Below are 15043 nucleotides of genomic sequence, written 5' to 3'. Positions count from 1 at the left end.
TCGCCCACGGAACACGCAGATCACACGGATCGAGATCGAAACCAAAAACTACAAATCAGATTCCCCTCGATCGGGGTTTCTCCGTGTGGTCTGTGTGCTCCGTGGGCAACTCTCAGGCTTTGGAATAAACTTCGGCGCCCTTGTCGACAAACTCCTGGGACTTTTCCTTCATCCCTTCCTGCAACGCTTGTTCGTCGGAAAGCCCCTTCTCGGCGGCGTATTTGCGTACATCCTCGGTGATCTTCATGGAGCAGAAATGCGGGCCGCACATGCTGCAGAAGTGGGCGCTCTTTGCGCCATCTTGCGGCAAGGTTTCATCGTGATATTCGCGCGCGGTTTCGGGATCGAGTGAGAGATTGAACTGATCCTCCCAGCGGAATTCGAACCGTGCCTTGCTGAGCGCGTTGTCTCGGTATTGAGCTCCGGGATGTCCTTTTGCCAAGTCGGCGGCGTGGGCGGCGATCTTGTAGGTGATCACGCCGTCCTTCACATCCTTCTTGTTGGGAAGACCTAGGTGTTCCTTGGGTGTTACATAACAGAGCATCGCGCAGCCATACCAACCGATCATCGCGGCGCCAATACCGCTGGTGATGTGGTCGTAGCCCGGAGCGATGTCGGTCGTCAGAGGCCCCAGGGTATAGAAGGGCGCCTCGTGGCACCATTCGAGCTGCTTCTGCATGTTTTCCTGGATCATGTGCATCGGCACGTGTCCGGGGCCTTCGTTCATGACTTGAACTCCATGCGCCCAAGCCCGTTTCGTGAGATCTCCCTGCACTTCCAACTCGCCGAACTGCGCTTCGTCGTTTGCGTCTGCGATGGAGCCGGGACGGAGCCCGTCGCCGATCGAGAAACTGACGTCGTATGCGGCCATGATCTCGCAAATCTCGTCCCAATGGGTGTAGAGAAAATTCTCCCGATGGTGCGCGAGGCACCATTTGGCCAGGATACTACCGCCGCGGCTGACGATTCCCGTGGCGCGTTTCGCGGTCCAGGGGATGAAGCGGAGCAGGACGCCGGCATGGATTGTGAAATAGTCGACGCCTTGTTCGCATTGCTCGATGAGGGTGTCGCGATAAACCTCCCAGGAGAGCTCTTCCGCTTTCCCGCCCACCTTCTCGAGTGCCTGGTAGATGGGCACGGTGCCGATGGGAACGGGGGAGTTGCGCAGGATCCATTCACGGGTCGCGTGAATGTTCTTTCCGGTCGAGAGATCCATCACGGTGTCGGCACCCCATTTGGTCGCCCAGCGCATCTTTTCCACTTCCTCCTCAATGCTCGACGCGACGGCGGAATTACCAATGTTGGCATTGATCTTCACTAGGAAGTTCCGGCCAATGATCATCGGTTCCAATTCCGGGTGGTTGATGTTCGAAGGGATGATTGCCCGGCCGCGAGCCACTTCATCACGCACGAATTCGGGAGTGATTTCGCGTGGGATCGCAGCCCCAAAGCTGTGGCCTGGATGCTGATGATTGAGGGAGTTTCGGGGGGCGTCCGGTCCAAACTTGCCGCGCAGCCGATCGAGTCCCTGATTCTCGCGGATGGCGATGTATTCCATTTCCGGAGTGACGATACCCTGGCGGGCGTACCACAACTGCGTGACCGGATGGCTCTTGGAGGCGCGTAGCGGCCGGCGGCCGGCGAACGGGGAATTGAAGATGGGAAACTTGCTTTCTTCCTTGCCGCGAGCGTGGGCTTCTGAGAGATAGCCATTGTCCTTGGGGGTGACATCGCGGCCAGAGTATTCCTCCACGTCGGCTCGGCTCAGGATCCAGGGTCGGCGGAGCAGGGGGAGGCCTTGGGTGACGTCGCCATGGAAGGTTGGGTCGCCCCAGGGACCGCTGGTATCGTAGACCCTCACTGGCTCGTTGGCCTCGTAGTCACCCTTGAACGTCTTGGTAGGCGATACCTTGATCTCGCGCATGGGCACGCGCAGGTCGGGATGAATACGACCGTTCAAATAGACCTTGGTGGATTGAGGTAGCGGGTCTCGGCTTTTCGGTTCCAACGAGTCTTTGTGTGCGATCATAGCGACATCCAACGGGTTTTGATTCTGGTAAGGCGGGAATGGATGGCACCAGAAGAGCGCCTGGCACCTGCGTGCCTCCCTTCGCCAGCATTACCTGGATCAGGTTCAATGGGTCTTCCTGCCGGCTTTGGACCGGACCGGGAACTCTCAGCCTGAGCATTTCATCTTGCGACGAAACTTTGGGGCTCCCCAACGACTGAGGCAGAATGGTCAGGCATTGAAGGGCTGTCAAGCGATGTGAGGGTCACCTGAACAGCACATCTCCGATCGTTTGCGCCTTCGGAAACCAATCCGCCAGCGCTGTGCCTCCCAACCACGCGACTGCCATAGTGAGGAGAAATGGGGCCAGTGTGTGTTGAAGTGCGGTTACTAGCCAGTTCCGCCGATCCTCCGTCGAAAGCCGGTGGCAGAGCGCGCTCACCAATACCCCGTCAATGAGCAACTCGGCAAACAAGGTTGGTGCGGCGTAGACCACCCAAGCCGACGCGCACAAGATTAGCAAAATCACACTCGCCACCACCAGAGGTAGAAACCCTTCATCGGCGGCACCTGCAACCTCCGCGACCGGATCGAAGAGGTCCGAGCTGTCGGTTGGCCTACCCAGGCGGAGAGGGAGCTCGGTAGCTAGCTCAACCGCATCACTGGTGTCGGACAGCAAGTCATTTCGCAACGCCATTGTCCTCATCCACAACCAGAGGAAGCCAAGGTAGACAAGATAGGCGATCAGGGACGTTCATATGGCTTTAAGTATGTCAAGAGGGCATAGAAAGTGCGCAGTCCGTTTAGACGGTAAACACCTCTCCAGCGTGTGAGCTGAGTGGTGCAGGCAAGTTGGCAGTATGCGATGGTTGATCCTGCTCATATACGTGTGTTGGTTACCACAAGACCCAGGTTCAGCGCGGCGCAGACTCACTCTAGGATCGTGAGTTCGGTCTCTTGCGAGAACTTATCACCTAACGTCGACGAGCGTGCGCCTGACCAGCCTTCTTGCCTGCACGACGCAACTCACCGTCGCGTGGGCTATGATTTAAATGTTCTCAGCGCTGATTCACCTCCTCAGGCGAACGTGTGCCGTCCCTGATCACGGGCGAGCGAGCGGGGACGATGGCTCTCGAGCTCTGAGCTCGCAGCGTCCCCGGTCGCCACTGCGTAACGGACTCGCCTCGCCCGGGATCAGAGGCGCAGCCTAGGGATGTAGAGATATTCATTTCTTGGTTTGTTTGACTCGGTTGGAAGGTGCCGGCTTGAGTGTGTAGACTTTCTTGGTTTCGCATTTGGTGTTGGATTCGGTTTTGGATTTGCGATCCGGCACAGGTTGACCCGCGACGAGCTTGGCCATCGCCCACACAAAACCGGCGAGTTCCCGAGCCACAGCGGTGACGATGACAACGCTCTTCTTGTGCTGACGTTGGAGATGGCGATACCGGGAGCAAAGGCGCTGTTGGGCTTTCCAGGAGAGATCGTTCACTTCCTTGGGTTGGCCATGTTGACGGAGGCGAAGGATGGGTGCCACGCGAGCCGGTTGGCGATAGTGCCAGGCAGACTCGATCAAAGCCTTTCTGCAGAAGGAGTTGCCAGTTTTAGTGATGGGGCCCTGAGAGCGCTTCTCTCCGGTGGAGTGTTCAGAGGGAGTGAGTCCGATGAAATTCATGAGCCCCGGAGCTTTGTCAAAACGTGAGAAGTCGCCGATCTCACTGACCAGAGTCATGGCGTTGACGAGTGCGATGCCACGGAAGGTCATCAAAGCGCGGACCAGGGGTTCCCAACGCCACCCTGGGAGTTGATCCTCGACGGCTTTGGTGAGAAGGGCCAGGCGCTCAGTAAGGTGTTCAACCTGGCGGATATGCCCTTCCAAGACGAGTTGTTGAGCGGGAAACGGCATTTTGATCTTGGAGAGATAGTTGAGGTGAGCCGGACGCCAACTCGTCTTTCCGGTGTAGCGACCGCCGTTACGGAGCAGGTAACTCTTGAGGCGTTGACGAGCTTGTCGTTGATCGCGGACGGCGCTTTCGCGAAGGCGGACGACGTCACGGACGGCTTCATCCTCCGGTGTGGGAATGTGGATGAAGGTGAGTTCGCCGGCACGGTAAAGGCGAGCGAGGTTGCGAGCGTCCCGACGATTGGTTTTGACGCGGTCTGAGGCCCGCTGAGGAATGAGAGAAGGGGAAACGATCTCGCAGACAAAACCTTTCGATCGAAGATGACGCGCGAGGCCAAAACCGGTTGGGCCAGCTTCGTAGATAAAACGGAGTTCGATGTTGTCGGAGGTTTTGAGTTTCGAGATGAGGCGATCCACGTCGGAGAGTTTGGATCCGATGGCTCCGTAGTCCCGGACTTCACCGTCTGGGGAGGCGATGGCGACGTGGTGTGATTCGGCGTGGACATCGAAGGCGACGTGTTTGATGATTTGTTTCATGGGTGACAGGTTTTGCATTAATCAAAGTTGGTTCCGGCAGCAGGGTGACTTGTGTGCCACAACTTTGTGGATAGGTTCCCGCGTTCGCGTGGGAATAACCCACGTTCGCAGAACCTGTCACCCTCAACCTTCCCAACCCGCGTCAAGCCATAGGGTCTAAGAGGTATCGGCGTCCCATGTGAACCATTCCTGCCCGCAGCAGGAGGTTCGATGCGAGAAATGCCAATCCGGTGGTTATCAAAAGCAGCATGGACATCTGCAGCCGGGGGTGCTGTTTGCGTTTGAGCCAGCGGCTCAGGCGATTGGTCAAAACGCCACGCGGAACTTTGACTATCGCCCTTGGCTGGGCGGCTGGTCGGGTCACTTTTGATGGTCCGGAGGTTGCAGGCATTGATTCGTTCTGGCTACTCGGTTCTGGGTATTCTTCCTTGGATGGCGCTCGTTCCCGGCGAGCATTCGCCCCTTGTTCCGGTACGGTCTCCGCTAAAACTGTCAAGTTGTCCAGTCCATGGGACCGGCTTGGTGAGCAAATCTGGGACATCGCACCGCATGGAGCTAGCAGCTAGTCGGTTCTCTCTCCACCGGTGGCAGGAATTCTTGGTGCGACGCGCATCGCGGCGCGGGACTACCCCTCCGATCAGGCCTGTCCCCATTCTGTGCCGCGGTCCTTGGTGAAGTCTCCCGGTGGTGGTTGAGTTGGTGGTGTGGTTGTAGGATCCAGATCATCAATAGCTTGCGTTAAACAAGACGCGCGATAAACAGCCCAAAACCGGTAGGTTCGAGTTTGATGTGAGTGAGGTCTGTCCCTCTGGGTGCCCGGTTTGTTCGGGGTTCCGATAGAGAAGAGATGGCCTGTCCCTGATTTGGTTCTTTCAAACACTGGGCATTCCTGGGCTCAACAGAGTTTCCCTACCCTGAGAGAGGGCTACAGCACTCTAAATTGCTTCGCGACGCAGGTGACGGTTATGGAGTGCGTGCAGGCCTCTGCCGCTTTTGTCCCCTCGACAGAGTCGGGATCCTCGATCTCACCAGCTTCTGGTCGCATCCAGGACGGAAACGGAACGAAAACCGGCTTGACCCGCGAGCTCGGAATCCCTAGTTTTCCCCCATAAATGTGTCTCTCGCGTTCAGTAAGCCTGCTGAGCGTCCTGGTAGTAGTAACCCAGGACGCCGTAGGTACTTGTCGCGACTGACATCGGATTTCGACAAGAACCCACGGCTGGAAACGGTCGTGGGTTTTTTTTGCGCCTACGAACGTCAGACGCCGAAACACCTAAGAAAGCTATGAGCAAGACTGCAACTACGACCACGGATAAGAAGAAGACTGGGGCGGCCAAAACCCGGCCTCAGGTAGGCCCTGCCATGTTGGGGCGAGATATTCTTGTGGAGGCTCTGGAGCGCGAAGGGGTAGAGGTTATCTTTGCCTATCCCGGCGGAGCGAGCATGGAGATCCACCAATCCCTGACGCACTCGCGCAAGATCCGCACGATTCTGCCCCGCCATGAGCAAGGCGGATCCTTCGCCGCCGAGGCTTACGCACGTGCCACGGGCAAAGCGGGCGTGTGCATGGCGACGAGTGGTCCTGGCGCTACCAACCTGGTGACGGCTATTGCCGATGCTTACATGGACAGTGTGCCGCTGGTTGCTTTGACCGGACAGGTCCCGCAGGCCATGATCGGGAAGGGCGCGTTTCAAGAAACCGACTTTTTCGGCATGACCTTGCCGGTCGTGAAGCACAGCTATCTCATTACCGACATCAACGACATTCCTAGGATCATCAAGGAGGCGTTTCACGTCGCGCAATCGGGGCGTCCCGGCCCGGTGGTGGTCGATTTCCCCAAGAACATCCAGCAGGCCAAGACCCAACCGGTCTGGCCGCGTGAAGTCGATATGCCGGGCTATCCGGCTCCGAAAAAGGCGGACGATCTTTCCCTCAACGAAATCATCGGCTTGATCGAGAAAGCCGAGCGTCCGGTGTTGTATGTGGGCGGTGGAGTGATTACCGGAGAGGCTTCGAAGGAACTTCGGGAGTTCGTTGAACGAACCAAGATTCCCGTGACGACCACGATCATGGGCATTGGCGCTTTCCCCGAGAACCACGAGTTGTCCCTCCGCTGGCTGGGCATGCACGGTGCTGCCTATGCCAATTGGGCGGTGAGCGGCGAGTTTGTTCCTCGCAAGAGTTTGAATGAGCCGATGGTGAAACTGAAGGAGGGTGCTGATTTGCTGCTCGCCTTCGGTGTGCGCTTTGACGACCGGGTGACTGGGAAGGTGGAGAAGTTTTGTGAGACCGGCACGATCGTGCACGTGGATATCGATCCCTCGGAACACAACAAGAACCGCAAGGTGCAGCTGGCGATCGAGAGCGATGTGAAGTACGCGCTCGGGCGGCTGGTGGAAATGGTGAAGCGCCGACCGATTCAAAAGAAATTTACGGCGTGGCATCAACAAGTGGCCGAGTGGAAGCAGCGTGCTCCGCTCACCTATCGGGTGACCGATGAAGTGATCAAGTCGGATCACATGAAGGACCATCTCGAGGGCAAGGAGAACGAGGTGATTTTGCCGCAGCATGCCATCGACGTGCTCTATGAACTGACGGGAGGTGATGCCATCATCACGACGGGCGTGGGGCAGCATCAGATGTGGGCCGGCCAGCATTACAAGTTCAAATTCCCGCGCCAGTTCATCACGAGCGCCGGTCTCGGTGCCATGGGCTTTGGGTATCCAGCGGCCATGGGAGCCAAAGTTGCCTGTCCCGACAAGCAGGTGGTCGACATTGACGGCGATGGCTCATTCCTGATGAACGTGCAGGAGTTGGCCACGGCGCACATTGAGAAGATCGCCGCCAAAGCACTGGTCCTGAACAATCAGCACCTCGGAATGGTGATGCAGTGGGAAGACAACTTCTTTGCCGGCAACCGGGGTCATACTTATCTGGGGGATCCGGAGAACCGTCCGCTGATTTATCCAGACTTCGTGCGGATGGCGCATGCATTCAACGTTCCGGCGGAACGTGTCATGTTCCGCAGTCAGCTGAAAGCGGCCATGAAGCGCATGTTGGATGCGGAGACGCCGTATGTTCTCGACGTCATCACACCTTACACCGAGCACGTGTTGCCGTTCATCCCTGCTGGACGCACCGTGGCGGACATGATCTGGCAGGGTTAAGTTCGGCGAGGGAATGGACTAAGTCTGCACGCCCTGCCTCCCTTGTCGGGTGGCAGGGCGTGTTTGTTTTCTAGAGCGGCGCCTACTCCGTGAGGTTGCGCACTCGGAAGAAGGCCTGGGGCTCCTGGCTTCCACTCGAATCTCTGAGAGAGACTTGATTCCCATCCGTTGCGACGGCCTCACCCACCGCTTCCCACGTGGGATTCTCTAGGTTGAGAGTCCGTTCGAGCTGGAGCGTTTTGCCTGCGGGAGCGGTGCACTGGACCAAGGTCAATCCGGCTTCATCGATCGAAGTCGCGATGATCCGAATTTCCTCCTCCACAACCAGTGGCTCCAAGGTGACCTGGACAAAGGCCGCCGCGCTGTCCCAGACCCCATCGTTCACCACCAGTTGGAACGTCAGGGCTAGTGGAGATTGAACGACGGGTGCGGTGAACGAAGGGGATGCGGTTTCCCCGTCGGCAAACACGAGTGGAGGTCCGTCGCGTAAAGACCAATAGTAAGTCAGCGTTCCACCTTCTGGATCCAGGCTGGCGGACCCATCAAGCAGGACCGTTTCTCCACCTTGGACGACCAGCGTCCGATCCACCCCGGCGTTGGCACTAGGCGGTTCGTTGGCTGCGAGAGGCAGGGGGGATTCGCGGAGGATCAGCCTTAAATTGTCAGCATAAGCGTCATTATAGGCACCCTCTGCGCGGTTCATTTCCAATGTCACCGTGACGCTGCGGGCGCCAGCGGGAACTACGGCCAAGGCGCTGCGGTAGTGAAGTGACGTTTGATCCGCTCGTTCCGTGGCAGTGACCGGCCCCAACACCACGGAGTCGATCGTCGCGCCCGCTTCGTCCTGGAACGAGGCGGTCAGGTTTGCCGAGTCTCCCTGTGGGCCAAACCCGCCCAACCAGGCTGAGAAGTCATACAGGATCGCACCGGCATCGATTTTTGTGGCGGCAACTGGCAGCTGCAGTTGAGTGGTAGCGGTGGATTGGCCACTCTGCGGCCCGCCGCTGAAGAAGTTCTGGCCGCGATCGTCAGGGCCTGGATCGGTCGATGTGGGGAAACCTCCCGGAGAGTCCCATCGCGCGATGGTAAGATTGCCGCTCACCGTCCAACCCGGCAGGGAGACAATGGTCGTCCCATCGCCGCCACCAAGTCCTTCGGCCGTCCCATAAGGGAGGAGATTCCCGTCGGGCAGAATTGGGGGAAGCGGGCCTGCTTGTGAAGGGCTCCAACCGGCGGGATTATTCAAGTCTGTCGCGGACGGCCAGGTTTCAGGAACTGTCGACGCATCCCCATCATCCTGCACCACCGCGAATGCCAGGCTGTGATTCCAACCGCCGAGCAGGCTGTCGGCGATGCGAAACTCAGCGCTCCAAGCTGGGCCGTCCCGCAGAATCTGCACGCTGAAACCCACTGGCGGACTATCGAGGTTCACCATTTGGGCGCCGTTGCCGACGATGCGGTAGATGCCTCCTTGATCATCGACTGCGAACCCGACGGCGTTGGCACCGAGCGTCCCGTCGGCGGTGGTGTCGACCCGCAGACCTACCGATGCGCTACCTCCTGGCAAAGGACTATAGCGAAGCCCGGTGAAGCACACCCACAAGGCTCCGTTGGCATGGGCGAATCGAGCACTGGAGTATTGTCCATTCTTGATGGCAAGACGAACCGCCGGGTTCTGTGAATAGGCAGGGTCGGCGCACAGACCATCGAGCACCGGTTCGGCTCCGTCCGCGACGGCAAGCGGTCGGATTGAGAACTGCACCGTGCGCGAGTCCGCATTCCCATCCGCGTCGGTTCCAGTCAGCGTGAGTTGGTAGACGCCGGGGGGCAGGTTGGCGAGCGCCAGGGATGCGCCGGATCCGTCCCGCACCTCGGGCCCAACCAGCGACCAATGCAGCGAGGTACCGCCGAGAGTTCCATCCTCGGCATCGTAACCTGCACCCTGGGCGTTGATGGGATTGCCCAGATCGAAGAGCTGGCCTTCGGTCACGCCAGTCAGGTTGACCACGGGCGCATGGCGCGGCAGCTCGAACGGATCACTCGTGACGGTGGTGCTATGGATGCCGTCGGTGACGATGACGCGAATCAACGCGGTTCCGGTGCCGGCGAGCAGGCTGGTATCCAATGTCTGACTGCTCTCGGGATAGTGGACACTGAGGGTTTGCCAGGAAGCGCCGTCGTCGGAGCTGTATTGAATGGTGAAGAAGAGGTTATCGCCGTCCTCGTCCGATCCCGTCCAGCTCACCTGCATGGTTCCATCGCCCAAGGTCACCGGGTTGAGCTGCAAGGTGGGGGTGTGGGCGCTGATCAGGACCTCCGTCAACGTCCCTCCCTGATTGACCAGGCGCAGAGCGGCAGCTTCGGGAGGGAGGGGGAGGGCTCGGTGTATCAGTGAGCTGACCGAATCGCCATCGGACAGAGCTTGGGGTGGCGCAGGTTGATCCACGAGGATGTTGCCGAGGGCGTCAACCAGATGGAGTCGAATCGCAAAGTCGGGTGGCAAGTTTGGTAAAACGTCCGTCAGTTCGGCGAGTGTTCGAGGGCTGAGCTGGCTCGCGGTAGTGGTGGTTGCGGGGAAGAAGCTGCCCGCCGCCCCGCCGGGACTCAAGAGCGCGTGAACGATCAGGAGAGGCTCGTCCTCATTTCCTTGCAGAGACCCGCGGTTGACCAAGGGAGGCGGGGGCTGGATCGAGGCCTGGTAGCCGAGGTTGAGCAGGGTGAGCATGCGGTTCCAGTTGTACTCGGAGTTCCACCGGGTGCGCGCGTAGGACATGAGATCCCCGTTCGATCCAGGCAGGACGAGATTCCAGGAAAGAGGATCGAACCCGATGGACGTGGCGGCGTCTTCCAGGTCGGTGGCACCCATGGTGCACGACGACGCTCCATTGGGCAGATTGTCATACGGGCCGTCGGGAACCTGGGTGCCGCAGGTCATATCGGATGGAATATGGTTGAAGGCGAAATTGTGGCTTAGCTCGTGAGCCAGCGTTCTTCCGCCAACGGGTGCGTTCCAGGCGGCGCCGCCGCCTGCTTCGGTTCCCATGCGAATGATCAGTGAGTGTCCGGGGTTGTATCCCAGCCCGTTGAATCCGCTGACGCCATGGGGAAACATGCCGACGTAATGAGAGTTGAGGGGGGTGTCATCGAAGAATCGGGAGATCGCCAGCCAATTGAGCGCGGCGTCCTGGTTGTCAGGAAGATCGAACGATCGCGCTTTGATCCCCGTGATGGTCACCACGGGTTTGAAAACCACGGAGTTTCGAGTGAATACCCGGAAGCCGGCGACGGGGAGCATCGATTGGGCTCGTCCAATGATCTCCCAGAATTGGGAGCCGGGAGCGCGTAGGTTGAACGCAGATCCACCGAACATCATGGGGGCGAAGACCAGCACCGGCGCCAGGGTGGGCTTGATGTCCAGAGTGGCGAAGGACGAGTTGTTTGCGAGCGGGTTGTCGCCGGTCTCGGGAACGGAGCGTCCCTGATTCAGCACAAATTCACAGCGGAGTTTTCCTTCGGTAATGACTTCGGCGGGGATCTGGAAAAGATAGGTCGCCGCCAGGTTGGTGCGGACGCCGGTGAGGGAGGGAGTGGAAACGACCGCGGGGGATTGGATCGGCAGGAAAGGAGAGCCGTCGACATCGAGAACCACCTCCTGGCCGAAGACCTTGAGGATGCGCTGAACCCGCAGCTGTGCTGGAACATCGAACCCCGACAGTCGGGTATTGTTAACCGCTATTCGAGCATAGCCGCGCACCACTGCGGGTTTGGCTGCGACCAGGTTCACCGTGTTGTTGAGGTTTTGAATGCCTTGGGTGACTTCTACCCCATAGGCTTCGAAGTCGATGCGAATGGGTGGAGCGTCCGACGGAAGACTCTGAACGGTGTTGGCGTGTGCGAAGTAGAGAAGGCGTCCACTGGAACGCAGGCTGCGGAATTCCCGGTTGAACCCGATGCTGAGGAAATCCGGATCCCCGGGGTTGAAGAGGGTTGGCCGGGCGGGCGCGTTGCGGCTAAGAAGCTCGGAATTGGCCAGTGGACCCGCCGGGGTGCGGGTAAAAAAGATCCGGTTTCCATCGACGGCTACCGACGTGATCTTGTAGTTGGATCCGGCATTGAACTCGACGAATTCGCGACGTCCGCCTGGTGTCAGGTCCAACCCGATGAGCTGGCTCGCCCCTTGGAAGGTGATCAGGTTGCCGAGAGCAAAGTAGAGCATCGTTCCCTGGCGAAACTGGTCGATGCCAGCTGGAATTCGCACGGAGTAGCGTTCGTTGCGCACGGCGAAGTCGCTGACCCCGGTGCGGATCAACTGGGGGGATCCTGACAAAGGAGAGCGGTAGAGCCTTCCGTCCATGGTGAGGAACACGAGCTCTGAGGTTAGTGGGTTTCCATTCGTGCCCACCACGTCCACCAAGGCAAATTTTTTCATGCTGAGACCGGGGATGGTCAGCACGTCCTCGAATCTGCTGCTAAGGCCCTTTTTCCGGGTACGGAAAACGGTGAGCGTGTTGCCCGGGATATCGAACACGTAAGACCAGAGTTCGCTGTCGGTGGCAAAGAGCACTCCATCCGCGGTCACTGGAACAGGAAAGAATCGGCCCTGAACAGTGATCGGTTCGCCGGCAGCGAAAGCGGAGGCAGTCAGCGATTTCCGATAGAGCGTTCGGTTCTTGGTGTAGTAGAACGCTTCGTCGTCCCGAACGAAGTAACCTCCATAGCCACAATCCGGAAGGACGGTGCCGCGAAGGAGGCTTGGTCGGCTCTCGGAGAGGCTGATTCCGGGTTCAAAAAGATCGCCTGGTTTGAAGCCGCCTGAAGAGCCGGCTCCTGAATGATACAAAGAGGCCGCGCTGGAAAGCAGTCGCGGATCTGTGTAAGCGATCTGTGAGGCGCCACCCTGGTTGAGCGTTTCCGTGCATGAACTCGAGGTCCACCAGTATAGTCCGTTACGGAACAGCTCAACGGTGTCGATGGTTCGGAGCGCGGGTTCCTCGGCAACCAGGGAGGGCTGTGCTGCCCGAGCCAGGAGAGTATCCAGCGTCAGCAGGCACCCTAGGAGACCCAGTCTTCCTAGGCGGCGCAGTCGTTGAGCGGAAGTTGTCCCGCAAGGGTTGGGTTGGGTGATGGATTGCAAGTGGTGTGGTTTCATGGCTTGAGCACTCAGCTCACCACTTGACTCAGGAACGCGGGGTAAGGATTACCGAATCTTTTCCGAGGAATGACGAGCCACCTTCGAGAAGACCGTAGCGAGTGCCGAAACTAACGCATGGACCGTTCCAGAAACTCGACTCGTTCCTCATCGGATAGGGCCGCCTTCTGCTTGAACGATCGATCCTGCCCAAACCAGGTCCAGGCCAGGGCGGAAGGGCTGAGGACCTTAGCTTGATCTTCAGGCGTTAGTGGTTGACCCGTTCCGTTCACGGGCGAATCGATCCACACCGGACGAGGAGCGAGGAGAGCGATGAGATGCGGGATATCACCCGTCGTGCGGAGAATTCCGGGCACGATCGTCCCGAGACGTTGGTTCTCGTAGGGGAGGTTGGACACGTAGCTTGCGAGTGTGCCTTCGGTCATCACCGCTCCGACGCGATGATCCAGAGCGGCGACCGAATAGGCGACCAGACCGGCTGGGCCAAATCCGACGAGCCCGATCTGGGTTGGTTTTCGCGATTCGACTTGTCCTAACACATCCAAGAGCGACAGAACATCCGCTGTCCATTGACCCAGCAATGGGCGCCCGATCCACAATCCCCATTCGGCCGTGGTATGATCAGGGGCACGTCCGATTTTGTCTCCCGGCCAGGCGAGATCTCCGGTGGCGCGCAGATCCAGTGTCGTCACACTCCACCCAGCGGCCTTGAGCCGCTGGGGCAGAGGGCGTTGCTCGGCTTTCGCCGTGCCTTCGAGATCCAGCACGACGGCGGTGCGGTCCAGGCGGCTTCCTGGATGATAGAGCGCCTTGAGCCGAATGCCTGGCTCTGGGCTGAAAAGGATCTCGAGGTTTGTGTCGTTGGTCCGGGTCCTGATCTCCACAGCGTGCGGTCGCGGGCGACTTGAGGGCAGGGCGATGGCTGTTTGCAACTGATCTACGAGATCAGACTGCCGTGACTTCCATTCGCGAAGCGTGGCGGGCCACTTCCTCGACTGGAGCACCCGGTTTGCCTCTCGAGCGGCGAATTGGGGTAATGTGATCCAGTCGTCTGGCCGGGTTGTCCCGGGGAAGCAGCGAAGGGACTCGGGGGGCTCGGTCTGGAAGTCAGGCTCCGAGATCGGCTCCTCCGAGCGGGCCTGCCTGAGGTGCTTGGCAAGCCACCCATAGAGTCGCTCACGCATCGGCTGGCTGTAATCATGGCCCGACTCAAAAACGGCGTGGGCGAGGTGCGAAGGTAGATTGTACCACTGATAGGAGAGTGCTGCTTGGGCGATGGACTGGGCGGCTTCGGGTGCCGAGAACTGCCTGGCATCGCGACTTGCACTCATCACCAGGAGAGCGCGCGGCGCGGTGAGAGCGAGGATCCCCCCCTCTTCGGTGTAGTTGAGGGCGCCGGGGATCACCTCGCACAGGCAGCAGGCTGCTCCGAGATAGGCCTGGTAGTTTCCGACGGAGCAGACTGGGATCACGGCATCGAAGCGGGCATCCCACGCTCCGGCGTACATGGTCTGGTTCCCTCCGCCGCTCGCTCCCGTGATAGCGATGCGTTGACGGTCTACCTCGGGTCGGTTGCAAAGATAATCGACCGCGCGGCTATTTTCGAACACCTGGATGCCCGCCAGCGTGAGCCCGGAGGGGAGGAGTGTGGCAGCGGTCATGTCCCCGTGATATTCGCCCAATGCCTTGCCGACGCCACGTTCACCGGCTCCGAAGGCGTCGACTGCGAGGACGAAGTACCCCAGTTTAGCCGGACCGATGCAGCGCGCCTGAACCACTGGATCTTGTTTAGCCCCCGCCCAGTGCCCATGAACGGCCAGCAGAGCAGGCGAGCGGCCTGGGCGGTCGGGAACGTACGCGTTTGCGGTCATCCACATTCCTGGTAAAGTTTGGAACACCAGTCGCTCGATTCGATAGCCCTCCCGCTGGATGACCCCTAAAATTCGCGGGTTCAGACCTGCTGGTGCCGAGGAAACCTTCCCCCACGACGCTTGGATTTGCTCGCGAAGGAGGGGAGCTTTCTGCTTCCAGTCCGCCAGCGTTGCAGCAGCCGGGTGCGAGGCGTGTAATTCTGCCGCGCGTGCTCTCACGAATGCGAGGTAGGCATTGGTCGAGTCGGCGGAGTAAGCGCTCGCTAGCGATGCGAGTAGAAGCCATAGGCCTGCCCAACTGCCACTCAGTCCTGGGGATGCGTTGAATGGATTTTTTGAGCAGTTGCCCAAGCCTGTTTGCATCCTTTCGCCTTAGCTGCTTGCCCGTCACGATGCAATCGCCAATACTT

General features: G+C 59.2%; 7 protein-coding genes and 1 riboswitch. Of the genes, 2 read left to right on the top strand and 5 right to left on the bottom strand.

Annotation, left to right across the window (positions count from 1 at the left end; translation table 11 throughout):
- Positions 1-112: 112 nt before the first annotated feature.
- The 3 genes from thiC to JNN07_16230 form a co-directional block, all read right to left on the bottom strand.
- Positions 113-2029 (bottom strand): phosphomethylpyrimidine synthase ThiC, encoded by a 1917-nt coding sequence (gene thiC, locus JNN07_16240; GenBank protein MBL9169291.1) that lies wholly within the window; start codon positions 2027-2029, stop codon positions 113-115.
- A 59-nt stretch (positions 2030-2088) separates the two neighbouring features.
- Positions 2089-2231: riboswitch (TPP riboswitch) on the bottom strand.
- 42 nt (positions 2232-2273) lie between these two features.
- Complete coding sequence (locus JNN07_16235) at positions 2274-2714, bottom strand: hypothetical protein (protein MBL9169290.1); 441 nt, start codon at positions 2712-2714, stop codon at positions 2274-2276.
- Between the two features lie 519 nt (positions 2715-3233).
- On the bottom strand, positions 3234-4445 hold the full coding sequence (locus JNN07_16230; GenBank protein ID MBL9169289.1) for an IS110 family transposase: 1212 nt from the start codon (positions 4443-4445) through the stop codon (positions 3234-3236).
- A 178-nt stretch (positions 4446-4623) separates the two neighbouring features.
- On the opposite strand from JNN07_16230, the gene JNN07_16225 reads away from it, so the two are divergent.
- Entirely contained in the window at positions 4624-4815 is a 192-nt protein-coding gene (locus JNN07_16225) for a hypothetical protein (protein MBL9169288.1), read from the top strand.
- 992 nt (positions 4816-5807) lie between these two features.
- On the top strand, positions 5808-7613 hold the full coding sequence (gene ilvB, locus JNN07_16220; GenBank protein ID MBL9169287.1) for a biosynthetic-type acetolactate synthase large subunit: 1806 nt from the start codon (positions 5808-5810) through the stop codon (positions 7611-7613).
- Positions 7614-7695: 82 nt separating this feature from the next.
- On the opposite strand, the gene JNN07_16215 is transcribed toward ilvB, so the two are convergent.
- Together JNN07_16215 and JNN07_16210 are read right to left on the bottom strand one after the other, a co-directional pair.
- A complete protein-coding gene (locus JNN07_16215) occupies positions 7696-12762 on the bottom strand; it encodes a fibronectin type III domain-containing protein (protein ID MBL9169286.1) in 5067 nt (1688 codons plus the stop codon).
- A gap of 110 nt (positions 12763-12872) precedes the next feature.
- Entirely contained in the window at positions 12873-14996 is a 2124-nt protein-coding gene (locus tag JNN07_16210) for an acetylxylan esterase (GenBank protein ID MBL9169285.1), read from the bottom strand.
- Positions 14997-15043: the final 47 nt, after the last annotated feature.

Source organism: Verrucomicrobiales bacterium, assembly GCA_016793885.1.
GTDB lineage: Bacteria > Verrucomicrobiota > Verrucomicrobiia > Limisphaerales > UBA11320 > UBA11320.
Note: the sequence above shows the minus strand (reverse complement) of the source record. Positions and strands in the feature narration are given on the sequence as shown.

Excerpts from the sequence above, each read along its gene's own strand:
- ilvB (MBL9169287.1), top strand. The coding sequence starts at position 5,808 with ATGTTGGGGCGAGATATTCTTGTGGAGGCTCTGGAGCGCGAAGGGGTA.
- JNN07_16235 (MBL9169290.1), bottom strand. The coding sequence starts at position 2,714 with ATGAGGACAATGGCGTTGCGAAATGACTTGCTGTCCGACACCAGTGAT.
- thiC (MBL9169291.1), bottom strand. The coding sequence starts at position 2,029 with ATGATCGCACACAAAGACTCGTTGGAACCGAAAAGCCGAGACCCGCTA.
- JNN07_16210 (MBL9169285.1), bottom strand. The coding sequence starts at position 14,996 with ATGCAAACAGGCTTGGGCAACTGCTCAAAAAATCCATTCAACGCATCC.
- JNN07_16215 (MBL9169286.1), bottom strand. The coding sequence starts at position 12,762 with ATGAAACCACACCACTTGCAATCCATCACCCAACCCAACCCTTGCGGG.
- JNN07_16230 (MBL9169289.1), bottom strand. The coding sequence starts at position 4,445 with ATGAAACAAATCATCAAACACGTCGCCTTCGATGTCCACGCCGAATCA.